This is a genomic window from Longimonas sp. (assembly GCF_046498435.1).
Taxonomy (GTDB): Bacteria; Bacteroidota; Rhodothermia; order Rhodothermales; family Salinibacteraceae; genus Longimonas.
Map to the genome: position 1 here is coordinate 1 of NZ_JAWOAR010000073.1, position 22,302 is coordinate 22,302.

16 protein-coding genes are annotated in these 22,302 nt (G+C 61.6%); 2 read left to right on the forward strand and 14 right to left on the reverse strand.

What is annotated here, in order from left to right; genetic code table 11:
- Window positions 1–147: 147 nt before the first annotated feature.
- Entirely contained in the window at window positions 148–1,638 is a 1,491-nt protein-coding gene (locus tag R6U20_RS03165) for an alkaline phosphatase (protein WP_410336420.1), read from the reverse strand.
- Window positions 1,639–1,832: 194 nt separating this feature from the next.
- Between R6U20_RS03165 and R6U20_RS03170 the strand changes: the two genes are divergently transcribed.
- Complete coding sequence (locus R6U20_RS03170; protein ID WP_410336421.1) at window positions 1,833–2,966, forward strand: 6-phosphofructokinase; 1,134 nt, start codon at window positions 1,833–1,835, stop codon at window positions 2,964–2,966.
- A 21-nt stretch (window positions 2,967–2,987) separates the two neighbouring features.
- On the opposite strand, the gene R6U20_RS03175 is transcribed toward R6U20_RS03170, so the two are convergent.
- From R6U20_RS03175 to R6U20_RS03190, 4 genes are all read right to left on the reverse strand, one after another.
- Window positions 2,988–3,545, reverse strand: a complete 558-nt coding sequence (locus R6U20_RS03175; RefSeq protein ID WP_410336422.1) for a cytochrome C — start codon at window positions 3,543–3,545, stop codon at window positions 2,988–2,990.
- 78 nt (window positions 3,546–3,623) lie between these two features.
- On the reverse strand, window positions 3,624–4,664 hold the full coding sequence (locus tag R6U20_RS03180) for a type II secretion system F family protein (protein ID WP_410336423.1): 1,041 nt from the start codon (window positions 4,662–4,664) through the stop codon (window positions 3,624–3,626).
- Window positions 4,665–4,719: 55 nt separating this feature from the next.
- Window positions 4,720–7,908 (reverse strand): efflux RND transporter permease subunit, encoded by a 3,189-nt coding sequence (locus R6U20_RS03185; RefSeq protein WP_410336424.1) that lies wholly within the window; start codon window positions 7,906–7,908, stop codon window positions 4,720–4,722.
- A complete protein-coding gene (locus R6U20_RS03190) occupies window positions 7,905–8,039 on the reverse strand; it encodes a hypothetical protein (RefSeq protein ID WP_410336425.1) in 135 nt (44 codons plus the stop codon). Before R6U20_RS03190 ends, R6U20_RS03185 begins: the two co-directional genes overlap by 4 nt.
- A gap of 113 nt (window positions 8,040–8,152) precedes the next feature.
- Between R6U20_RS03190 and R6U20_RS03195 the strand changes: the two genes are divergently transcribed.
- Window positions 8,153–9,007 (forward strand): hypothetical protein, encoded by an 855-nt coding sequence (locus tag R6U20_RS03195; RefSeq protein ID WP_410336426.1) that lies wholly within the window; start codon window positions 8,153–8,155, stop codon window positions 9,005–9,007.
- Window positions 9,008–9,564: 557 nt separating this feature from the next.
- On the opposite strand, the gene R6U20_RS03200 is transcribed toward R6U20_RS03195, so the two are convergent.
- The 9 genes from R6U20_RS03200 to R6U20_RS03240 form a co-directional block, all read right to left on the reverse strand.
- A complete protein-coding gene (locus R6U20_RS03200) occupies window positions 9,565–10,644 on the reverse strand; it encodes a T9SS type A sorting domain-containing protein (RefSeq protein ID WP_410336427.1) in 1,080 nt (359 codons plus the stop codon).
- A 336-nt stretch (window positions 10,645–10,980) separates the two neighbouring features.
- On the reverse strand, window positions 10,981–14,376 hold the full coding sequence (locus tag R6U20_RS03205; protein WP_410336428.1) for a T9SS type A sorting domain-containing protein: 3,396 nt from the start codon (window positions 14,374–14,376) through the stop codon (window positions 10,981–10,983).
- A gap of 293 nt (window positions 14,377–14,669) precedes the next feature.
- Complete coding sequence (locus tag R6U20_RS03210) at window positions 14,670–15,389, reverse strand: hypothetical protein (RefSeq protein WP_410336429.1); 720 nt, start codon at window positions 15,387–15,389, stop codon at window positions 14,670–14,672.
- Between the two features lie 38 nt (window positions 15,390–15,427).
- Window positions 15,428–16,603: a glycosyltransferase family 4 protein gene (locus R6U20_RS03215; RefSeq protein WP_410336430.1), complete on the reverse strand. Its 1,176-nt coding sequence runs from the start codon at window positions 16,601–16,603 to the stop codon at window positions 15,428–15,430.
- A 30-nt stretch (window positions 16,604–16,633) separates the two neighbouring features.
- On the reverse strand, window positions 16,634–17,827 hold the full coding sequence (locus tag R6U20_RS03220) for a glycosyltransferase family 4 protein (RefSeq protein WP_410336431.1): 1,194 nt from the start codon (window positions 17,825–17,827) through the stop codon (window positions 16,634–16,636).
- A gap of 10 nt (window positions 17,828–17,837) precedes the next feature.
- Window positions 17,838–18,788 carry a sulfotransferase gene (locus R6U20_RS03225; RefSeq protein ID WP_410336432.1) on the reverse strand — a complete coding sequence of 317 codons (951 nt, stop codon included), beginning with the start codon at window positions 18,786–18,788 and terminating at the stop codon, window positions 17,838–17,840.
- 48 nt (window positions 18,789–18,836) lie between these two features.
- Entirely contained in the window at window positions 18,837–19,907 is a 1,071-nt protein-coding gene (locus tag R6U20_RS03230) for a glycosyltransferase family 4 protein (RefSeq protein ID WP_410336433.1), read from the reverse strand.
- Window positions 19,904–21,391 carry a hypothetical protein gene (locus R6U20_RS03235; RefSeq protein ID WP_410336434.1) on the reverse strand — a complete coding sequence of 496 codons (1,488 nt, stop codon included), beginning with the start codon at window positions 21,389–21,391 and terminating at the stop codon, window positions 19,904–19,906. The genes R6U20_RS03230 and R6U20_RS03235 overlap by 4 nt, the downstream gene beginning before the upstream one ends.
- On the reverse strand, window positions 21,388–22,302 hold a 915-nt coding region (locus tag R6U20_RS03240; protein WP_410336435.1), incomplete at its 5' end, for a hypothetical protein. The genes R6U20_RS03235 and R6U20_RS03240, both read right to left, overlap by 4 nt.

Below are 22,302 nucleotides of genomic sequence, written 5' to 3' on the forward strand. Positions count from 1 at the left end.
GCCTCGCGCGGGGCCGCCACCAGGCCCCGCGGCACGCGGGCAGGCTGCGGCCCTACCTGAATTTGACTACGTTAGAATGTAGGGCCCCGCCTCGCGCGGGGCCGCCACCAGCCCCCGCAGCACGCGGACAAGCCGCGGATCCGCCCTTTATCCAATGCCCAGCGCCCGCATGTAGACTTCATGCAGCTGCCAATTTTCCAGCGCCGGCGGAATGGTCTCACTTCCCGGTCCCACCGCCACCAATTCAACAAGGTCCGCCGTGTGATTCTGGCTCGTGAAGTGGATCCCCGTCCGCTTCCCCACCGGTTCCGCCAAATAACCTGCCAGCTTCCGCGCACTCATCTCCCCGGAACGCACCCGCTTCACCCTCTCGGCCAGCGAATCCACAAAGTCTTTCCCCGGCACAAAACCAAGGGATGCCTCAAGGACTTCTTCCAAATTCGCCTCTTTCGCCACAAGGCGGGGAAACATGTACTCGAAGGAATGCCGTGCCGTATCCACCATCCCAAAAGCGTCGTTCGTTCCCAAATACGCAGGCCCCACGCCGTTTAACATCGCCCCGCCGGTTCCATGATCTGTCGTCACAATCAAAAGGGTATCGGGATTCTTCTCCACAAAGCGCCGCCCCGCCGCCACCGCCTCATCAAAGGCCAGTTGCTCCCGCAGAATGCCCGCCGCGTCATTCGCATGCCCCGCATGGTCCACTCGGCCCCCTTCCACCATTAATACAAAACCATCGCGCCCTCCCTTCAATTTCTCCAATGCCGCCTCCGTCATCTCCTCAAGGCTCGGTACCTGCCGCCGCAGTTCCGGGTCATGCTCAAGGTCAAGGGCATAGGGAAGATGATCTTCCCCGAAAATACCCAGCACCCGCCCGCTTCCGGACCACGCCCGCAAGGCCGACCGGTCCCGCAATACCGTGTACCCATCCTTCCCATACAGTTCCCATAAATCTTTCCCGTCCTTGCGCTTCTCTGCGGCAAAATGCTCCGAGCCCCCGCCCAGTAATACATCCATTCCCCGCTCCCGGTATTGCTCCGCAATTCTGTCCTCCTCGTCCCGGTGGTCCACGTTGGTCGCAAAACTCGCAGGCGTCGCATGGCTCATCCGCGTTGTCGTCACCAATCCCGTCAACTTCCCAGCCTGCTTTGCCAGCACCCACGCGGGTACCGGGCGCCGCCCGTCCGGCGTCACATTGATCGAACCGTTATTCACGCGCTCCCCGATCCCCCAGGCCGATCCAGCCGCCGCCGAATCCGTCACCAGCGAATTGGCCGACCACGTTTCCACAAGGCTCCGGCGTACCCCCGGCCACTCATAAAGGCTCATCCAGGTGGTCCCGGTTCCCGTGTTTCGCTTCTTGTAGTGGTTGGCCAATGACAGCGTTCCAAGGTTCATGCCGTCCGCCACCATCAGAATCAGGTTCTTCGCCTTCCCTTCCGCCACGGCCTTGCCCGCCACCACCTGCGGCGCCGCTGTCAGCATGCCTACCCCCATCCCCGAAACCATCGCCGTCTTCAAAAATTCCCGCCGGGAAGAATGGCCGCCTCCGCCACAGGCGCCGGAACGTCCCGCCCCGCGCAATGTCGCCTCCGTCTCCCCAGTCCTGTTTTCTCTAAAATCATCCTGCTTGCTCATGCTGTAACCCTGATCCACCCTCCGCCGCGCTCAAGAGCAAATCCCGCCCACTCTGTCATAATCCCGTTACGGACGTATCCATCTCGAACCCGCTTCATCAGGCCAACTGCCATTGCCGCCCATCGTTTCCCGCCTACGCAATGCCACCTCACTCTTGCCATCGGCCTCCGCTTTCCATATCCCTCCCTCTTATCATGGCAAAATCCGCAGGCACCATCGGTATCCTCACCGCCGGAGGCGATTGCCCCGGCCTCAACGCGGTCATCCGCGGCGTCGCCAAGGCCGCCATGCATTACGGTTGGAAGGTCCTCGGCATTCAGGACGGCTTTCGCGGTCTCGTCGAAAATCGCGTCACCCCCATCGAAAATATCGATGTCAGTGGCATCCTCACCCAAGGCGGTACCTTCCTCGGCAGTAGTCGCGATAAACCCCACAAAATGCTCATGGGTGATACCATCATGGACATGACCGAGGTCGCCGTCGCCAATTACGAAAAGCTCCGCCTCGATTGCCTCGTCTGCCTCGGCGGCAATGGTACCCAGAAAAACGCCTACCGCCTCCACAAGGCCGGCATCAACGTCCTCACTCTCCCCAAAACGATCGATAACGATGTCGCCAAAACCGAAATTACCTTCGGTTTCGACTCCGCCATGGCCATCGCCACGGAGGCCATCGATCGCCTCCATACCACCGCCACCAGCCACCATCGCTTTATCGTTTGCGAAATCATGGGGCACGACGCCGGTTGGCTTTGCCTCGGCTCCGGAATCGCCGGTGGCGCCGATGTCATCCTCATCCCCGAAATTCCCTACAAGCTCGACGCCATCGCGGAAAGCCTCCTCAACCGACGCGCCCACGGAAAACGGTTCTCCATCCTCGCCGTCGCCGAAGGCGTTCAACCTTCGGCTCCCCATACATCTTCCAAAAAGGCGGGCAAGAAAGCGAAAAAATCCTCCAGCGAAACCGATTTGGTCAAAAAGGCCCGCAACGACGGCCTCCATCTCGTCCAGGAACCGGTCGCCAACCGCATTGCCCGCGAACTGCAAACCCTCACCGGCGTCGAAGCCCGCGTTACCTCGCTGGGCCATGTCCAACGGGGCGGCTCCCCCACCGCCTTCGACCGCCTCCTCTGTACCCGCCTCGGTACCATGGCCGGCCAACTGCTCGCCGATCGGCACTTCAATACCATGGTCGCTGTCAAAGGTAATCGCTGCGAACCAATCCCCCTTAAAGAGGTCGCCGGCAAAACCCGTATCGTCCCCACCGACCACCCGTGGATCAGCACGGCCCGCCTCGTCGAAACCTGCCTCGGCGATCAACCGGTGTAGCCCCCAATCCCGCGCGCCCCGTCAATCCACATAATCCCGCAGCTCATAAAGCTCGGGATCCCGCGCCGGTTCGCGCCGCCGCCGCATCAAAGCACGCCAGCGCGCCGGGCTCATCTCCTCCCGCGCCTCTTCACTATCCCCGCCGCCACCGTCCTCCCCGAAATCATCCATATCTTCCATATCGCCGAATTCCTCCTCCAACTTGTCCGGGTCTTCCCCCGCCTCCAGACGCCGTACCATCTCCTCCATCGGTTCCGGCAACTTCTCCCCCGTTAATTCCGACATCCGGCGCATCAAATGCCCCATCCGCCGCGGATCCGGGTTTTCCTCATCCATCCCCGCCATCTCCCGCTCCATCTCCGCCATCGCCGCTTCCATGCGCGGATCGTCCTCTTCCCCGCCACCACCTTCCGTCTCCTCTTCCGCCCGCCCCGTTACCGCAAAGGACGACATCACCCGCTCCATCCGGTATTCGCGGTTGTCCGGGCACTGCGGCACCACGTCCCGATCGCTCAGGCTGCGCGCAAAAAAGGAATAAATCTTATGATTGTCCGGAGAATAAAATTCGTAAATAGGCATAGTGATTCGTTTCTGATTTCACCCTTATCTGCAAAGGCTTCCGTTCGATTGCGTCAACCGCTCAATGACGCCGCCCCCTCAAAATCCCGCTCCCTCCATCAGCTGCACCAAAGGCAAAAAATAAGCCACCAGCAATCCTCCCACCGCCAGCGTTAACCCCGCCAGAAAAACCGGTTCCAGCAAACGCACCCAACTCTCCCGCACCCAGCGGTTCTGCCGTTCCAGATCCACCGCCACCCGCTCTAAAAATTCCTCCAGACGGCCACTCTCCTGCCCCGCCTCCAATAAGGCACGGTCTTCCTCCCCTACCAAGGCACAATGCCCAAGGGCCTCGCCAAAGGAACTTCCCATCAGTAATCGCGCCCGCAATTGCTCCAGTTGCTCCCGCTCCCACCGCGCCGGGCACGACTGCGCCATCATCTCCAGCGCCCGCGCCACCGTCCAGCCACCCCCCACCAGCGTTCCCCATACCCGCAGCAACCGAACTTCCCGTGCCCGGAATCGATAGCGCCCCCATCCGGGTATCCTTCGCCAGAACCATTCCCAGGCCGTACTCCAGCCAAGCCGATGACGACCGATTCGCTCCCATACAACCGCTGCCCCCGCCAGCACCAAAAATAATCCCATCCCGCCCGTCAAAAGCCCCCCATAAACCAACCCGACATGCTCCGTCCAGAAGGGCAACTCGCCCCCGGGCAACAGGCCCCCTAACAATTCCCGCATCCGTGGAATCACCCACCCCACCAGTAAAGCCATCACGCCCGTACCCGCTGCCACCAATAACACGGGATAACTGAGCTGCGATTGCACTTCCCGCCGCATTTGCTCCCGACGCGCCAGCGTCTCCCCGATTTCCGTCAGGCTCTCCGCCAATCGCCCCGTCCGCTCCCCCGATTCCAAAACGGCCCATAGCTCGCGTGGCAAACGCCAGCCCGACCCTCGCAGGGCCTCTGCAATACCTTCCCCTCGCCGCAAGGCATCTCCTGCCGCAGTCCCCGCTGGCCACACTTCCCCCGCCGCTACGCCCGCTCCCAACCGGCTGCCCGCACGCAACCACCAACGCCAGGTAACGGTAGCCGGGCCGGCCTTCCTCCCGCCAAACAGTCTGCCTCGTCGCATGAAAAGGCATTCTCCGCGCCCCGTCCGCCCCGTCAACGGGCCCCGCTACCCAATTTCAGGTAGGCAGTCGGTTCGCTTCCGCTTTTCCACTCACCACCACGCCGGGCTTGCCAAGCCACCAGCGGAAACAACGGCGGCTGAACCGCCCGATGTCCTCGAAAATTAAATACAACATCGGCACCATAAACAGGGTCAGCACTGTCGCGAAAGCAATGCCCCCGGCCAGCGAAACCGCCATCGGTATCAACCACTGCGCCTGCCGGCTCTTCTCCAGCAATAAGGGCGTCAACCCCGCGATCGTCGTCAGCGAGGTCAGCAGAATAGGCCGGAAACGCGCCACCCCCGCACGCGATATCGCCGCCAGCAGGCTCGACCCCCGCGCCCGCTTTTGGTTCACATAATCCACTAACACCAGACTGTCGTTAACCACTACTCCCACAAGGGCCAGCATCCCCAGTATCGACATAATGCTCAGCGTGTCCCCGCGAATGGCATGAAATCCAATCGCCCCGATCACGCTGAAGGGAATGATCAGCATGATGATGAAGGGCTGGCTGTAGGACCGGAATACCAAGGCCAACATCGCATATATCCCGAACAAAACCAGCAGGACGCCATACCGCAGACTGGCGAAACTCTCCCGCTGCTCCCGCGCCTCCCCTTCCAAACTGTAGCTGACTTCCGGATACCTCTGCAGCAGTGCCGGCAGGTAGCTCTCCGTCAGGTCCGCCTTCACCGCCTCCACGTCGCCCACCCCGCGTTCAATGTCCGCCGTCACGTTCAAGGTCCGGTTCCGGTCCACCCGCCGGATCGTCGGCAGGCTCTTCCCCCAATGCGCCTCCGCCACCTCTGTGAAGGGCACTTCGTTCCCGTCAGCCGTGCGGATGCGCATCCGCTCAAGGTTCGCCAGACTTTCCCGTTCTGATCGCGGATACCGCACCATCACGCGCACATCATCCCGACCACGCTGCATCCGCTGCGCCTCCAGCCCGAAAAAAGCTTGCCGGACTTGCCGCGCCAGTTCCCGCGTCGTCAAACCAAGGTTCCGCGCCGCCGGCTTTAGGTTCAGTTGCAGCTCGTCTTTGCCCGACTCAAAGGAATCCGCAATGTCCACGATCCCGGGATAGCTCCCAAGACGCTCCTGGATCTGCGCCGATAATTGCTCAAGTACACCAAAGTCCGGTCCCGCCAGTTGTACGTCGATCGGCGATTCCGATCCCGCCCGCGAAAACAAATACGCCACTTCCCCGCCCGGTACCGGCCCCACCCGTTCCCGCCATGCCCCCGCCACGCCGTAAGCCGAAACCTCCGGGTCCCGGATCTCCCCGGGAGCCAGTTCAAGTATCACTTCCCCTTGGTGGCTCTGGCCCCCGCTGCCCCCGAATCGACGACTCCCAAAGGGCTGCCCGCCCACCGTCATCAGTAAATTCCGTACCGTCCCTTCCCCGAATCGTTCATTGAAATCCGCCTGCGTCGCCCGGCCTCCTTCCGCAATCCGCTGCACGTAGCGTTCCGTCACTTCCACCGGCGTTCCGATCGGCATGTCCAGTCGCACCGTCACGTTGTCACTCTCCACCCGCGGAAAGAAAAAGAACTTCAACCGCCCCGTCCCCATCAGCGCCAGCGATAATACCAGTATCACCAGAAACAACGTAGCTGTGCTGTAGCGATATTTAATGGCAATGTGCAGGAGCGGACGGTATACTTTTCGGATCAGGGTCTCCAGTCCGTCCGCAAATATCAGCTGGAATCGCTGCAGCCCGTTCAACTGCCTGCCTTTCTTGCCCAGCCCTCCCAACAAACTCATGTGCGCCGGCAATACCAACTTCGATTGAACCAGGGAAAAGGCCAGCACCACGATCACAATGACCGCAATCACCGAAAAGAAATCACCCCGACGACCAGGCAACAGCATTAGCGGCACAAAGGCTATCATCGTCGTAATCACCCCGAATGTCACCGGAATGTTCACTTCCTGCGTCCCCCGGATCGCCGCCTCCGTCGGGTCTCCCCCGCGCCGTAGATGATTGAAAATATTCTCCCCCGTCACGATCGCATCGTCCACCACGATCCCCAATACCATGATAAAGGCGAACATCGACAGGAGATTGAGCGAAATATCAAGGATCGGCATCAGCGCCAAACCGCCCATGAAACTCACCGGCACCCCCAATGCCACAAAGATCGCCACCGAAAAACGCAGGAACATCGTCAGAATGATGAAAACCAAAACCCCTCCCCACAGCAGACTGCCTGTCAAAGTGTCCAACCGGTCCTTAATCGTCTCCGACCAATCGTTCCAGACCGTCAGTTCCACCCCGTCCGGCAAGCGCGGCGCCGCCCGCTCCAGATATTCCTTAACCGTCCCCGCTATCGCAATAACGTCCTGATCCCCCACCCGGAACACATCCACCATCACCGCTCGGTTGCCATTGAATTCCGAATACATCACGTTCTCGTCAAAGCCGTCGTTCACCTCCGCGATGTCCGCCAGCGTCAAACGGGTCCCGTCCGCCCGGCTTACCACAACGATCTTTTCAAATTCACTCCCGATATAAGCCTGCTCGTCCGTCCGCAGCAAAATATCCCCGCCCCGTGTCCGGATCCGTCCCGCCGATAAATCCAACGAGGATTCCTGGACCGCCGCCGCCACGTCCGCAAAGGTCAATCCATAGGCCTGTAGCGCATTTTCCGATACTTCTATCGCCACTTCGTAGGGTCGCGCCCCGCGTAAGCCCACTTGCGTCACCCCGGGCAGATTGGTGATCTCATCCCGTACCCGTTCCCCCAGCTTCTTTAAGTCCCGCTCCGTCAGAGGACCCGAAAGCACAATGTTCAACACCCGCTCCGAGACTGCCGGCTGCTCCACAATCGGTCGCTCAATATCCTCCGGAAAGGTGCTGATCGAATCCACCCGGTTCTTGATGTCGTCCAGCAAATCCCGCGCACTGTATCCACGCCGCACTTCCGCTGTCACCGTCACCGTTCCTTCCCGCGCGTTCGTAATCAACCGGTCGATCGCTTCCAAATCCTGGATCGCCTCCTCTACCCGGATCCCCACCGATTCCTCAATCTCCGTCGGCGTCGATCCCGGGTACGCCACCGTCACGTTCACCACGTCCGCCTCCACCGTCGGAAACACCTCAAGGGTCAGACGATTAAAAGCCGATATAATCCCGAAAACACAAATGGCCCCCATCAACAGGTTGGCCGCCACCCGGTTGCGTGCGAAAAACTCGATCATCCTTCGTCTCCGTTCTCCGTTTTCCGCAAGGCCACTTCTTCCGCAGAAGCCTTCTCCGCCAATGGCTTGTCCTCCATCACTTTCACTTCCATCCCGTCCACCGCCAAGGCCAGTTGCGTCAGCGAGGCCATCGTCCCCGGCTCAATCCCCGCCTCCCGGAAAACCACTTCCTCCGACGTACTCCACAGAGGCTCTACCGCCACCCGCCGCAACCGGTTTTCTTCCGTTCTCCGCATCCGACAGCATGTCGGATGCGGAGGCTCGTGCGCCCGGATTTGGAGTCGAGACGCCGCTGGAGCTTCCGTTTCCGGTGGCAGTCAAAACGGGCACATCGAAAGACTACCGCGACAACTGGACGGTCGGTTACACGCCGCAGCACACTGTGGCCGTGTGGGTCGGCAACTTCGACGGCAGTCCGATGCAAAACGTGAGTGGCGTAAGCGGCGCAGGCCCGCTCTTCCACGACGTGATGCGCATGCTCGGCCCGGGCGGCGCGTTTGCAACGCATCCCCAACTTGTCGAAGCGCCCATTTGCCCCACCAGCGGACACGCCCCCAGCACGCACTGCCCCATCACGCGCACCGAGCGCTTCCAGCCCGGCACCGTCCCACGCGACACCTGCGACGTGCATCAGCGCATCCGCATCGACCAGCGCACCGATACGCGCGCCACGGCGATTACTCCGCTTCAACACGTCGATGAGCGGCGCTACACGGTGCATCCCCCCAAATATCATGACTGGATGCGGGAGCAAGGCATGCCGCTTCCCCCGCCCGCTCGCGAGAGCACCGTGACCCGGGCCGACACCGCACGCCCCGAAATCACATACCCCACGCCCGGTACGCGGTTTATCATCGACCCGGTGCTGCGAGCCGCGCACCAGCAGGTGCATCTGCGCGGGCACACGCCCACAGGCTGGACCGACCCAGTATGGACCGTCAACGGCGAGCCCGTGGACGGCACCTGGACGCTGGCACCGGGCCGCCACACTGTTGTGCTATCGGCTCGCACCGCCCGCGGCACCCGCCAGAGAAGCCACCCGGTAACGGTGACGGTGTATGAGGTGGACGCTGCCTCATCTGCTGATGCGGGACCCTGAACGATTTTGGATTTTGGATTGGGGATTTTGGATTGGGGATTTTGGATTGGTGCAGGGGTGGAGGGGTGGATGAGGAGGAGTCAAGCGACACCGCTGCTCCCTTCCGCCCCGAACACTGGGGCTTGATCTGTGCATAATCCGACCTCAATATTCAGTTGAGGATGTTAGGGCGTTGGTCCTATTCGCATCTGCTATTCGCCATCCGCTATTCTGCGTATTGCATCTGAATCAATTCTGTGAAAGGTGATGCAGGAAGCTCTATAAGATCCATAGGAACTACCAGGCAAATTGGGAAGAGTACGGGGCAGAGTGCTCCTGTTACACAGCAGTAGGACCTCTAAGCAAACACGTCACAAGGCAGTGTGGGATTAGCCGCTGTACGCTGCGACGCTCTCGCTTCAAACCAACCCCCAAACAGGCTATCAGAACGGTGTCTGAGAGGTACCATTACGCTGTAAAGAGGCACAATGTGTGTTGGTATGTCCTGCGGGACAGGCCCATCGCTCCGTATCCCCCTGTGCGCCTTACTTACTTGAGGGGCCCGAGCATCCCGTATACTATCGCACTACGACAATGCGTTGCGTGAGGCGGTCGCTGCCGTTTTGAACTCGCACCATGTACTGCCCAGACGATAAGTCATTGGTGCTAAGCGAGATAACATGCGGCGTTGACGGCGACAGTGGGCCATCGTGAAGCAAGCGGATCTGTCGTCCAAGCATGTCAAACAGCTCGACGCGTGTGCGCTGGGCCGTGGCTGTGGTGAGGGTAATCGTTGCCTGCCCGCGTACGGGCTGTGGTGCAATCGAGAGCACGATTGGCGTCTCTGTCAGGTGGCGCACAACCTGCTTGTTAGCCACGGCTGTTGTGGTGCCGTCGTGGTCGTGTTGCAGCAGCCGAAACTGATGCGTACCGTATGCGAGTGCCTCGGTTGTAAAGGTATACTCTTGGGGAACAGACGTCGTCCCCATGCCAGGTATAAACCCAAGGTCGCGCCACGCTCCGGTGGTATCGCGGCGATGCTCCAGCGTAAAGCCGCTGTTGTTCGTTTCGCTAAGCGTGCGCCACAACGCCTGCACGCGATCGCCCTGTAGGCGAAGCGAAAACGTGCTTAGTTCAACCGGAAGCACGCCGTTTCCCACATCCACAACGGTGAAAATGACATTGCTTTCGTACTGCCCGTCGTCGCGGCAGAGCGGATCGTCTGCACCACACGAGGCATAGCCAATGGCATCAGGTTCTACGTCGAAGCGGCGATCGGTACTCTGCTGCCATACGCTAAGCTGAAGTGCTTCGCCATCGGCATAGCCGTCGATCTCGGATGGATCAACAGCATCAGCGGGGCCTGAAATGGAGAGGACACGGCTTTGATCGTCGGTGGCATCCCACACGGTGCGCCCGGCACAGACGTCTTCATCGGTGAAGAACGCGATCTCGTCACCCGTGCTGAAGCCGTCGGATCCATTGGGGAACTCAACAACTACATCGCTTGCAAACTGCACGGTGGCGTTGTCAACGTTCGGCTCATCGGGACAGTCGGTAAACGGAGACGACTGCGCATAAACGGGCGGCCCGTGGCCTATTCCCCACAGGCTGATACAAAATAGAACAAAAAGGCGGAGCGTCGTCGCTGTGTTCATAGACACCTCGTGGGTTGAATGGAGCGTGGGGACAGTGGCATAAGCGTGGAGGACCCCCAGCCTATGCTATTTAAAAACGCGGGGACAGCGAACGAACTATGAACGACTTGTGCGGTGCACGAAGACGATCATATCTGGCACGCACATCTTATACTTCGGTTGCGCCCTTCGTGGGCAAAACGGGGGGCCTGGCACGGTCTGCGTGTCAGGTGCATAGGCATTCATCGTATAGTGCATCCGTGGAGACGCCTCCTACAGCACACGGCATACGGCCCCTGGCAAGGAGCAGCATGCCGTGTGTTGTGAGAAGTCCAGCACGAGGTCGAGCGTGGGGCCCTACCGCACCACCGTTAGTCGGCGCGATTCGGTATGCCGATCGGTCTGTACGCGGTAGAAGTACGTGCCGCTGGCCAGCCCTTGGGCCTTGATGTCGAGTTCATGCGTACCAGACGACATCGAGCGGTCGAGCCAGGTTGCCACGCGCTGCCCAATCGTGTTGTACACCTCGATGCGTACGTGCGTGTTTTCGGGCAGTGTGAAGGTAAGCGTTGCCTGACTGCGTACCGGATTCGGGGCGTGCCCCTCAACCGCAAAGCCTGAGGCGGACGCCGGGGCCTCTACATCGGCGCGGTACACAGCCTGCGGTTCAAACACGAGGCCATCGGCGTTGGTATCGCTTAGCACATTACGGACGCTGTGTACGTCAACCGCTTCGGGCTCGCTGTTGGGGTGCTGCGTGTAGATGGTGAGTGCATCGCCACGCTGGGCATGGGGCGCATTCGAGACCGAACTGGGGCCGCGCACGTTGGCCACCAGGGCTCCATCTGCAATGCGGCCATGGCCTACACGCTCGCCCTGATCGGTTTCGACCCAGATGCGGATGTCGGGATCCCAATTCGTGCCCGTGGCCACCAACACCGCTGCCGACTCGTACCCGCCCGAGGCCTCGGCAGATGATGCCGACCGCGCCAGGGCCTGCAACTGGCTGGCCCCACTGGCTCCAGATGCCTCTGGATACTCCAGCGTTGCATCGGCTGTGACGTAGGCCATGTAGCCTTTGCCGGGCCCCATCACGTCGATGGTGTTGATCGGGTCGTCGGGGTCAGGCAGGTAGACCGCCCCGGTCATATCCTTCATGAAGATGAGGTCGTCGCCCAAGCTGGCGATGGCGTCTTCCACATCCATAGGCTCCGTTGGCAGGTACGGGATAAAGTTCCACCCGTGCGACAGCTCCACCGGGTCACTGGCGGGCCGTGCGGTGCCTTCCACCGGCAGGTCTACCGCGCTCGTCACGTAGATCTGGTAGGCTTCGTCGGGCATCCACGTGTCGAGCACGTCCAGGTCGTAGTGCGGACTAAACGGGCGTCCGCGGTCGTCTTTTACGAGAATCACCTCATCAAGAATCGGAGCCAGTACCTCCTCCATCGGGCGCGGATCGTCGATCATGCGCGTGGAGATGATATTCCACCCCGCATCCAGGGCAACGGTCTGTTCGGACGCCGTGGGGGCGTCATCAATCGGTGGATTATCTTCGTAGGATGCGATGTGCCCCATCCAGTCGCCTTCGGGCCAGGCCTCGTTCGCCCAGGTGGCCAAGTCGTGCAGCACCTCGTAGGCCACGCCGTACTCGCCAAAGTTCTGAAGCGCGGTCCAGAAGTGATCGGCGTAGGTAAAGCGGTCGTAGCTGTGCATGTACTGTGGCACGTGCGACTCGGGTTCGAGGCCGTGCTGATCGTCTTCCAGGCGGGCCCAATCGTTCATATCCGTGGCTGCGAGTCCATCGGCGTAGGCGCTCATGATGACGTTGAGCGCCTGGCGGTACTCGTCGTCAGGCATGTCGCGCAGCGGACCGCCCCAGAAATGTGCCTTGTCGGCAATGGCAGGCGTTAGGTGGCGCATGTACCAGCCCCTTGGTTCGGTGTCGGAGTGGTCATTCGGCACCGTGTGCGCTACCTGTACCATCTTCATATACGACACCAGGTAGCGCCAGTAGTGGCGTTCGGGGGCATTCACCGCCGACAGATGCTGGTAATGGTACTTCCAGTCTACCGGCTTTAACCCAGTGGTCAGCGCCGAACCGGGATTTAGCGTAATCTGGTGCTGGTACCACGCCGTATCGTGATACAGATCCATGATTTCATTATTGGATCCTTTGCCGCCAATAATGTGCGGTGCCATGTCAAACATCACCCGCGAGAAGCTTGTCCACTGCCGAGGTTCGGCCTCTTCGCTGTAGAGATCCTGCGCATGCTCTTCGTTGTGATGGGGTTGAAAGATCTCGAACGTCTTCACCAGCCCCCACTTCATGGGCACTTGTCGTGCAATCTCGTAGTCGTACGGGGCAGGTGCACCGCTCGGCGGAGCCCAGTCGTTCTTCAGGTAGCGCCACAGCTCTTGCGCAGCACGCTCAGCCGACTCCTCTACGCGCCACGGACGGTCTTCGTTGATGCGATCAGGCACCTCGTTCACGTAATAGTCCCACGCATCGCTATTCTCGAACTCATTGTCCCACACGTCGAGCGGATGAAACTCGGGCAGCCACTCGTTCCAGTCGGGCATTTGGAGGCTGACGGGCGTTTCGCGCATGTTCAATGGGTCGTCAATGGAGAAGGCATCGGGCGTGATGCCGTTCGGGAAGACGTGGTCGCGCATCTCGGAGTCGCGCTCCAGCACCCACTCGGTGCCTGCGCCGGCAGCCCAGTACGTCTGGTCCATCGCATCCATCGACTCGCCGCTGGTGCGATGGTCCGACTCGCTGCGCGAGGCAATGGAGGTGCCGCCCGGCTGATACGGCGGCTGCCATGGGCGCCCAGGCGGGGCAATCGTCTGGCCATCCGATGTCTCTATGGTAATGGAACGAATGTATGCCGCAATCTGCTTACCCTGCGCTTCGCTCAGTCCGTGAAACTCGCTGCGCTGTTCAATGGCGTAGTTTGAGTACGCAAAATACTGCAAGTCGTAGCCGCCATCCACGTGGCAGTCATTGCACGAAGCACGAATAGTGGGGCCGTCCCACCCCTCCACGAGCAGATCGCGCTCGTTCCAGAGGGTGCGTCCTGCTTCGATATCTGACGTGCTATCAAAGCCCTCGGGCGCGGTCCACGTGCCAGGATCATCCCACGTTGTTGGGGTACCGGCTGAAAGATTGGCATCCCCTGCCGACTGCACTTCGAGGGCCAGAATCCGATAGCCCATCGACGGGTCGCCGAATCCGTTATCGCCGGCGGGGTAGTTCATGCGAAACTGCACCACGTTCTGCCCCTCCTGCACATCGCCAAGGTCATTCAGGGGGATGCGAAAGCGCACCGTGTGCATGGGACCGTCGATGCAGCGCACACTGGCCTCTGGCTCTTCGCACTCAACCGTGTCGTTGTTGATGTTGAGCCACGCGCCGCCGTTCAGCCGCACCGACGCCTTATCGCTGTCGTATCCACGCGTGTCGGTGTGATGGTACGGGTACCCGATAGAATGCGCCCGCATGTACACATGCGCAGCGGCCTCTGCATCCGCCACCTGAAGCGATACCGAACGCGTATAGCCGTCAGGGCCCATCACCTCAATAGGAAAGACCAGCTCATCGTCCGCATCCGAGGACACGACCGTGAGCTGAAAGGCGGCGGCCAGGGCGAGTACGCTGAAGCAGAAAACAATAGCCACGGCCTGAGTAGCCGGGCGCTTCCACAGCGTCTGTAAGGCCGAGCGCAACTGCGAGATGTACGAGGTTCTAATCATAGCAACCGTTGAATATATGCAGGTGAACATCCGCCGAGCGATCTTCTCGACGGCACCTACTATCTACTCAAGGGGCATACCACGCTGCACCATTGGCGTATATTCGTGGGCGTGGAGCAATGGCTCCGATATCCAAAAGCGCTTTTTGGGTGTTTGATGAATCTGGGGCCGCAGTTCGTTTTCGAAGGGTAATGGATAGATACGCCTGCATGTAGCACACAAACGTGCGCAAGATATACCAAGACGAAATGAGAAGATGTACAATAAGGCATACCTGGATAGGTAGGCTATTACTATTGTACCCCATACTGGTCCCATTTGTCATGAATGGCCTGGGCCCGAGTCCGTAGCGCCTCGTAGGCGGGGGCTGCAACTTTAGTTTGTAATTTTTCTTTTTGGGCCCGCCGGGCTGATTCGGCCTCGCTGTCGAGCGTTGTTTTCAACCGAATGCGTGCCACATTTTTACTCGTTGGGGAAAAGATGGAAAAATTGCACTCAAACCTATCGTTTACCGCTTCGAACACCTGGTCGATGGGGCCGGTGGTCATTGAGAACGGGCTCACTACCATGCGATCCAGGTAGGGCGTAAGGGCTTCATAGAACCGAATGTAAGCGCGCATCCCCTGCTCCAACCCGATATACGGCCAGCGGCTAATCAGCGATACCACAGCATCTGCCGGGTCGCGCAGCGTAACCAGCACGGGCACGCTCTGCTCTACCGCCTTGATGATCTGTGCCGGCGCGTGCAGGTGGTGCGCCAGCCGCACGGGGCGCTCCTGGCACGACTTGAACGCCACCGTGGCAAAGCTATTGCCCGATCCCTGAAACCCGTCAATGACGAGTTCGGTGTCGGGCAGCACCTGACACTCGCGCACGTCGATGTGTCCGCGCATCTTCCACTGCGTCCACCACACCGTAGCTTGATGCAGCGGAGCCAGCCACGGCGTAGCTGCACAGCGGGTGCGAAGTTCAAATTTGGCTTGCAGGGCGCGGTCTTTCAACGTGGTAAGCATGGGGGAGGCAGATTTGGTTTGGCTAAACTGAGGACGGACTACGCGTTGACATAGGTACGCAAAGTCACACGGCGAAGCGCGTCTTCAAACTGGGCATGCATGCGCTCTAATCCATAGCCTGTGCGCACGTGGGCAGCGCCGGTGCGGGCGAGGGCCGCCGCCCAGTCCGGGTCATCGAGGAGCGATTGGCAGGCTGTGGCTAGCGCGGTTGCGTCGCCAGGGGGCACGAGGAGTCCGCTGTGTTGGGGACGAATAATTTCGGGTACGCCGCCGGCTTCGGTGGCCACCACGGGGCGCTCAGCCAGCAGTCCTTCAGCCACCATGCGCCCGAACGGCTCGGCGGCGGTGGAGGTGTGCACTACGATCGTGCAGGCGGCCATGAGTTCAGGGATGTCGGACCGGTGCCCGGCAAAGTGCACACGTCCGCGCAGGGCGGGATGCGCAGCCTGGGTGCGCAGTCGCTCGGCGTACGGCTCGTCGCCGGGGAAGGCGGCTTCGCCCACAATGAGCGCGTGGGCCGTGGGCAGGTCGTGCAGTGCCTCCAGCAGTACGTGCTGCCCTTTCCACTCAGCCAGACGGCTGAACACGCCCAGCACCGGGGCATCATGGGTCAGATCGAACGCCGTGCGGAGTGCCAAGGGATCCTTCTGGCAGGCGCGGTCGAAAGGCGCGGGGTCGAGTCCGTTGGGAATCTCAATAACCGGCCCGGTACCGCCGCCCTTGGCAAAGGCGCGGGCGGTGGCGCGGGAGTTCACGGCCACGAGGGCCGCGCTGGCGTTGGCGATGCGCGTTACCAGCTGGCGCTGCATCCAGCCAAAGTGCTCGGGCGTGAGCAGGTCGTGCACCATCCAGATGAGTGGGGTACCGGTCCGCTGGGCAGCCCAGGCGGCAGGCAGCAGCGCCTTCTGCGAGTTGGCGAAGATCACATCGTACGACCGGGCTTGCTGGGCTACGGCGTGCGCGGTGCGAGCCAGTGCCGGGAGGGCGCGCAGCCCTTGCATCCAGGTGCCGCTTTTGCGCACGCGTTGCAGCGCGGCGCCGGATTCGAGTATACGGTGGGGCAGACCGTGCGCCTCCAGCTGCTCGGTGAAACGGCCCGGTTCGAACGTCACCACGGTACTCGTGTCCGCATACGGGCGCGCCAGATCAAGCAGAAAGAGCTCGGCCCCGCCCAGGGCGCCGCTGTGGTCAACAAAGAGGATGCGGGGAGACATTGGAGTCACCAAGGGGGAAGTTGAAAGCAATCAGGCTGAGCATGCGGTGTTGTAGACGTGGCGCGTAGCGGCGGCAATCTGTGGCCAGGCGAAGCGGTCGTGCGCGTAGGACGCACAGGTGGCCGCATCGGGCACCGCGAGGCGTCCGTGTAAGGTCTGGCTGAGAGTTTCGTGCAGCGCCCCCGCCGACGTATCCGGCAAAACGAGGCGAGGCGACAGGCCGCGCACCACCTCGGGCAGTCCGCCCACAGGCGTTACAAACACCGGGGTCCCACAGGCCAGTGACTCGACGGTGGTCAGTCCGAAGCCCTCCCATGCGGTGGTGGGCACCACGCTGAGCGTAGCGGCCTGGTAGGCCCGTGGCAGGTCGGCATCGGGCACAAAGCCGAGCAGGCGCACATGGTCGTGCAGCCCGCGCTCGTCGATGGCCTGCTGCAAGTCATCATGGAGCGGACCGGTACCGGCAATGCACACCAGCACGTCGGGGTGGGTGTGGCGGAGGCGGTCGGCGGCGTCGAGCAGTGTAAAGAGGCCCATCCGATGCGCCAGGCGGCGCACCGTAAGCACGATGGGTCGGTCGGTCGGCCACCCCAGCGCCGCACGGGCAGCACGAGGCAAGCCAGCATGGAAACGATCGGTATCCACGCCGCCAGGAACGACGTGGACCCGATCGGAATCGACACCGTAGCGGCGCACCAGCACGGTGCGAAACGCCTCGGAGAGCACGATGAAGCGGTCGGCACGTTGGTAGACGCGGCGCTCCAGGGCATGCTTCAGGCGTACGCGCAGCGAGCGGTCGCCCTCGGTGTCGGACTCCAGGGCCCAGGGCCCATGGAAGTGCATTACAAAGGGAAGATTGGTATCGGGTAGCGGCCAGCCGTACAGCGCAAAGTGGCAGGCCAGCACGTCGTAGTCGCCGCGCTGCAGATCGGTGCCGATGCGTGTGCGCGCTGCCCAGAGCCGGGCGGGGAGCGCGTCGCTTCCGCGTGCAAAGGCGCGCACAGCACCTGGGCGCTCTGCTTGGCGGGGTTCGCCGGTGACCCAGGTGCGAGCTACTACCTGCGCATCCGCAAAATGCGTAGTCAGGCCGTGCACCATGCGGTCGAGGCCGTTGCCAGGCGCCTCCGGAAACCAGTCCATGCCTACGGTGCACACGCGCAGTGGCGCAGGCGGAGCGGCGAGCGGAGCGCGCGAAGCAGAATGACGGCGTGTAGCTGTAATCATAGGAGCACGGTCAGGCGTATCCAAACGAACGGCGATTTACGGTGGTGATGGTGCGCGCCAGCGAGCGGCTGGAGGGCGGCAGGTCGTGTTTCCAGCGCTCATCGAGCTCAATGCCGCGGTCTTCGTAGCGCATCGGGTTGCCCGCAATGGTAAACTGGCTGCCGTCGCGGAAGTCGGTTACGGCTTCGGGCACGTACGGCACGCCGATCATCTGGCAGGCCTGCTCGAATGTGTCGTGGGGCGCGGAGGCCAGCGTTTCGTACTGCATGAGCAGGTAGTCATCGTCCGTAAGGTGATGTTCGGCAATCCGCCCAAACAGGTGGTTCTGGATGACCCACGCCGTAGACTGCCGCGCGGTGTAGTAGAGGCGCGGCACGGCGCTCGGCCAGTGCGGCGACTGCACCCACGGCTTCGTGACCGAGTACGCAAACCCGCATGGATGCTTCACCATGTGCACCACCTTGATGGTGAATCGCCCCGATCGCAGCAGCCACAGCAGCCGGTACGGGTCTTTCGAAGCGTCCACAATCCACTCAGGGCGCGTGCCTGTGCGCTCCGTTACCAGATCGCGGAAGTGCCGAAACAGCGCCTCATTGTTCGCACCGTACTGGTCGATCTGCGCCTGTATGCGAGGCGAAAGCGGCCCCGGCTCAAAGTCGTTCCAGCGTCGCCAGCGCACGGTGCGCCCGCCGTCGTGATGCTCGCGAAAGTGATGCAGTTGCGGCCTCGGCTGGTGCAGCGGATCCACGCGCGCCTCCATCTCCTGCCAGAACGGGCACGTCTGCACATAGTGGCCCGAACCGCACGGACGCACGCCGCCCAGCATAATTTCGTGCGGCCACAGATGCACCTCGCCACACGTAGCCAGGTGCGGATGCGCGCCCAGCATCGACTCAAACAGCGTGGTACCGCTACGCCCAATGCTGGCCACATAAATCAGGTTAATGCGATCGGTAGACATAAGAAACAGCCGTTAAACAATAGGTTAGGCGAAGCCAAAGAGCCTCCATCAAGAGACCTGCAACGGTTTATCTATGAGGGATGCATAGGCGGCGGCATGTTGATGGGCAATCGCAGCCCACGAAAACTCCGATGCTCGAATCAGGCCCAGGTCTGCCATGTGCTGGCGTCGTTCGGAGTCGCGAAGCAGTGCCGTGAGCGTGGAGGCAAACGCGCTGTCGCCAACCAGTGCGCCGTACGTGCCGCCATCGAGCACATAGTCGGCTCCTGGATTGGGCGAAGCCACCACAGGCGTGCCGCTGGCCATCGCCTCGATATACGGCAGGCCGAATCCCTCATACACGCTCGGATACGCAAACACCCAGGCCCGCCGGTACCAGGCCGCGAGCGTGTCGTCGTCAGGGCGGTCGAGCACACGCACATTCGAGTGCGCCCGGCAGGCCTCCGACACCGTATCCGACACCATCACGAGCTCGGCCTCGGGCACGGCGGGCAGCACGTGGTCGCAGAACTGCTCAAAGAGCCAGGCCCCGCGCTTGCGTCCGGTCCACGTGCCCACAAAGAGCAGCGTGGGGCGCTCGGCCTTGAGGCCGGGATGAAAGCGGTCGAGCGAGACGCCGTTCGGCATGCAGCGGTCGGCGTGGTAGCGGGCCTCGCACGGCGGACTAATTGCCCACACCTGACTTGCCCGCCGCGCTGCCACATGCTCCAGCGGGTACACGGCCCACTGCGCCAGGCGACGCTTGAGCGAGGTGGCGGTGCGGGCTTCGTCCAGCGCAGAGCCGTGCATCGTTCGCACCGAGGGGGTGCCACGGCGCATCCAGAACCAGTCATCGCCATGCAGATGCACCACATCGTACTCCGCCAGATCCACCCGATTCAGGAGCGCGGGCAGCACAAACCAGCGCGCCCATGAGCGGTCGGCCAGCCACTGGTGGGTCGGAAACAGCTGGCGGTGCTGGTAGGGCGCGTCGCTCGGTGCGGGAGTGAGGCTGAGCACCGTCACGTTAAGCCCTGCGTGCACGGTAAGCGCCGTGGCCAGGCGATGCACCACCGCCTCCACGCCCCCCACCTTGCGATGCGGCTCAGGCAATGTTGTATGGTAGAGCGCGATGTTCATGTAGACGGTGTGAGCGAGCGATTAGAGGCAGTGGGAGAAGCAGCGTCCGATCCATTGGTAGCAAGATCATCGGCGCCACGATCGAGGTCTTCGCCGGACGCGTCGTCGGCGTGCTCCTCGTGATAGCGGCGAGCCGCCACGGCAAACGCCATGCAGCTCCAGAACACGCAGCCCTTGATTTCGCTGACCTGGGGGCCCATGAGCATGAGAGCAAAGTAGGCCACGGCAATGCCCGAGACCAGGATCGCAAACCGATCTGACGACGGCGTATCCCGGATCACAGGAATCATCATTAGAAAGAGGCCCAGCACATAGAGCCCGCCGCCAATCCATCCCAGCTGGTAGAGGATGGTCACAAAGTCGCTGTCGAAGGTGCGTGCGCCGAGGCCCTCACCAATGGGGCTGAAGAGCAGTTCGATGCCGATGGTCGTGTACATGCGCTGGCGAGCTTGCAGGCTGCCATCGCTTTCAAGGTTGCTGAAGGTTTCCATGCGCTCACCAGCCTGCTCCCCGATTTCGCCCGACATAATGAGCGGTACGGTGACGGCTGACACGAGCACCAGGATGGCAATGACGCGTCCACGGCTGGCGTTTTGCAGGCGCAGCATGCTATACGAGAGGGCCAGCACCCAGCCGCCCCATGCACCGCGCACGAGCGATACCAGAAACGCGAGGTAGCCCGGAATGGGAGCGAGGCGTCCGATGAGGCCCTTGCCGTCAAAGAGCAAGACCAGGCCCGACATGAGCACCATGGCAAAGGGGCCGGGCGAGTTGAGGGTGCTGAACACGCGAATCTCAAACGGTTCAGGCTTGCCGAGCGAAATCATGCGAGAGCCCTCCATCCAGAGCACGTCCCACGGCGGCGCGACAAAGAACTGGTACAGGCCGTAGGCGCCCAGCAGAGCCACGCCCCACATAAACGTGGTACGGAAAACCGACCGCAGGCGCGGGTATTGCCGCCATCGCACGAGCACAAACAGGGCCATGAGCAGCGGACACACCCAGTCGAGTAGCACCGTGGTGGCGCGGAAGGGATCGACCTTGGTCATTCCCACGAGGTAGCCGTACAGAATAGCCACAAAGCAGATGAGCAGCGGCACGCCCATGCGGCGCGTAAGCACACGCCCAAAGCGGGGCAGATCAATCAGAATGACAAGCGTGGCGGCATAAGGAGCCAGTAGCGAGAACGCAGCGCTCGGCGGCGTAAAGGAGCCCAGGTGGTAGTCGATAATGCGCCGCACAAACGGCGATAGAAACCACAGCCACCAGATAAAACCGAGATAGAGCGCCGGACTGGAGATGTAGAGCCAGGCGCCTACAACAACGCTTACGCCCATGTACGACAGGCTAAGCAGCCGGAGTGCGGACGGATGCGCGCTCAGGAAGAGCATGCCATACATCCCAAAGGCAATGAGGATGATACCGCCTGCTAAAAGAGGCGACCGCTTGGGGTCGCGAGCAATGTCGGCAAGGGTGCGAATCATGTGAAGGAGCGGGTGCGCGTGAACGGGGCCGTGTAGCGGTGCGGGGGCGGAACCATGGGAGCCACGGCAAGCGCGCGCTCGTACTGCGACGCGATGACCGGCCACTGAAAGTGGTCGAGGTAGAAGCTCTGGGCCCCACGCCCCAGTTGATGCTGAAGCGCAGGCGTGCTCACGATTTCGGTGAGGGCCTGCCCGAAGGCATCGGGGTTGTCGCGGGGTGTCATGGTAAAGGCAGATCCAGCCGCGTCGTGCAGGAGCATGTCAGTTTGGGGGCCGCTGGTGGTAAGCACAGGCAGCGCGTGCTGGAGCCCAGCCAGGAAGGCGCCGCGTCGCGTAGATACGCCCTTGTGATAGGGCGCCAGGTAGACATCCATGGCGCTAAGGTGATGCGACACGCCAGCAGCGGGGAGCGCGCCCGTGCAGTGGAGGCGCACATCTGGAAAGGCAGTGCGAATACGATCTACGCCAGGTCCAATGTACAGAAGCAGGGGACGGTGGCCGTCGGCTTCGAGCTGCTGCATGCCCTGACGAATGTGGTCGAAGAGCCGCGAGGGGTGGCCGCGTCCAAAGAGGCCCAGCACACAGGCGTCAGAAGGCAGCCCGGTGCGGGCGCGTGCATCGGCCTTGGTGAGTGCAATATGGGGCATGTTAGAGCCTACAGGGATGTGCGTGCACGGCGTATCCGGAAACCACGAGTCAAAGCGCTCCACCCACAGTTCAATCGCAAAGATGAGGTGGTCGGCCAGGCGTCCCAGCTTTTTGAACTGGCGGCGCTGCCAGAGCGACATTACAAACAGGCGAATAGAGTCGGGCGGCATGAAGGGCTCGTGCACGGTAACGGCAATGCGCAATTGGGGACAGCGCGAGCGCACGTCGCTCAGGGTGGATACAAGGGCGGGCGCATAGCCGCG

Excerpts from the sequence above, each read along its gene's own strand:
- R6U20_RS03165 (WP_410336420.1), bottom strand. The coding sequence starts at position 1,638 with ATGAGCAAGCAGGATGATTTTAGAGAAAACAGGACTGGGGAGACGGAG.
- R6U20_RS03170 (WP_410336421.1), top strand. The coding sequence starts at position 1,833 with ATGGCAAAATCCGCAGGCACCATCGGTATCCTCACCGCCGGAGGCGAT.
- R6U20_RS03175 (WP_410336422.1), bottom strand. The coding sequence starts at position 3,545 with ATGCCTATTTACGAATTTTATTCTCCGGACAATCATAAGATTTATTCC.
- R6U20_RS03180 (WP_410336423.1), bottom strand. The coding sequence starts at position 4,664 with ATGCGACGAGGCAGACTGTTTGGCGGGAGGAAGGCCGGCCCGGCTACC.
- R6U20_RS03185 (WP_410336424.1), bottom strand. The coding sequence starts at position 7,908 with ATGATCGAGTTTTTCGCACGCAACCGGGTGGCGGCCAACCTGTTGATG.
- R6U20_RS03190 (WP_410336425.1), bottom strand. The coding sequence starts at position 8,039 with ATGGCCTCGCTGACGCAACTGGCCTTGGCGGTGGACGGGATGGAAGTG.
- R6U20_RS03195 (WP_410336426.1), top strand. The coding sequence starts at position 8,153 with ATGTCGGATGCGGAGGCTCGTGCGCCCGGATTTGGAGTCGAGACGCCG.
- R6U20_RS03200 (WP_410336427.1), bottom strand. The coding sequence starts at position 10,644 with ATGAACACAGCGACGACGCTCCGCCTTTTTGTTCTATTTTGTATCAGC.
- R6U20_RS03205 (WP_410336428.1), bottom strand. The coding sequence starts at position 14,376 with ATGATTAGAACCTCGTACATCTCGCAGTTGCGCTCGGCCTTACAGACG.
- R6U20_RS03210 (WP_410336429.1), bottom strand. The coding sequence starts at position 15,389 with ATGCTTACCACGTTGAAAGACCGCGCCCTGCAAGCCAAATTTGAACTT.
- R6U20_RS03215 (WP_410336430.1), bottom strand. The coding sequence starts at position 16,603 with ATGTCTCCCCGCATCCTCTTTGTTGACCACAGCGGCGCCCTGGGCGGG.
- R6U20_RS03220 (WP_410336431.1), bottom strand. The coding sequence starts at position 17,827 with ATGATTACAGCTACACGCCGTCATTCTGCTTCGCGCGCTCCGCTCGCC.
- R6U20_RS03225 (WP_410336432.1), bottom strand. The coding sequence starts at position 18,788 with ATGTCTACCGATCGCATTAACCTGATTTATGTGGCCAGCATTGGGCGT.
- R6U20_RS03230 (WP_410336433.1), bottom strand. The coding sequence starts at position 19,907 with ATGAACATCGCGCTCTACCATACAACATTGCCTGAGCCGCATCGCAAG.
- R6U20_RS03235 (WP_410336434.1), bottom strand. The coding sequence starts at position 21,391 with ATGATTCGCACCCTTGCCGACATTGCTCGCGACCCCAAGCGGTCGCCT.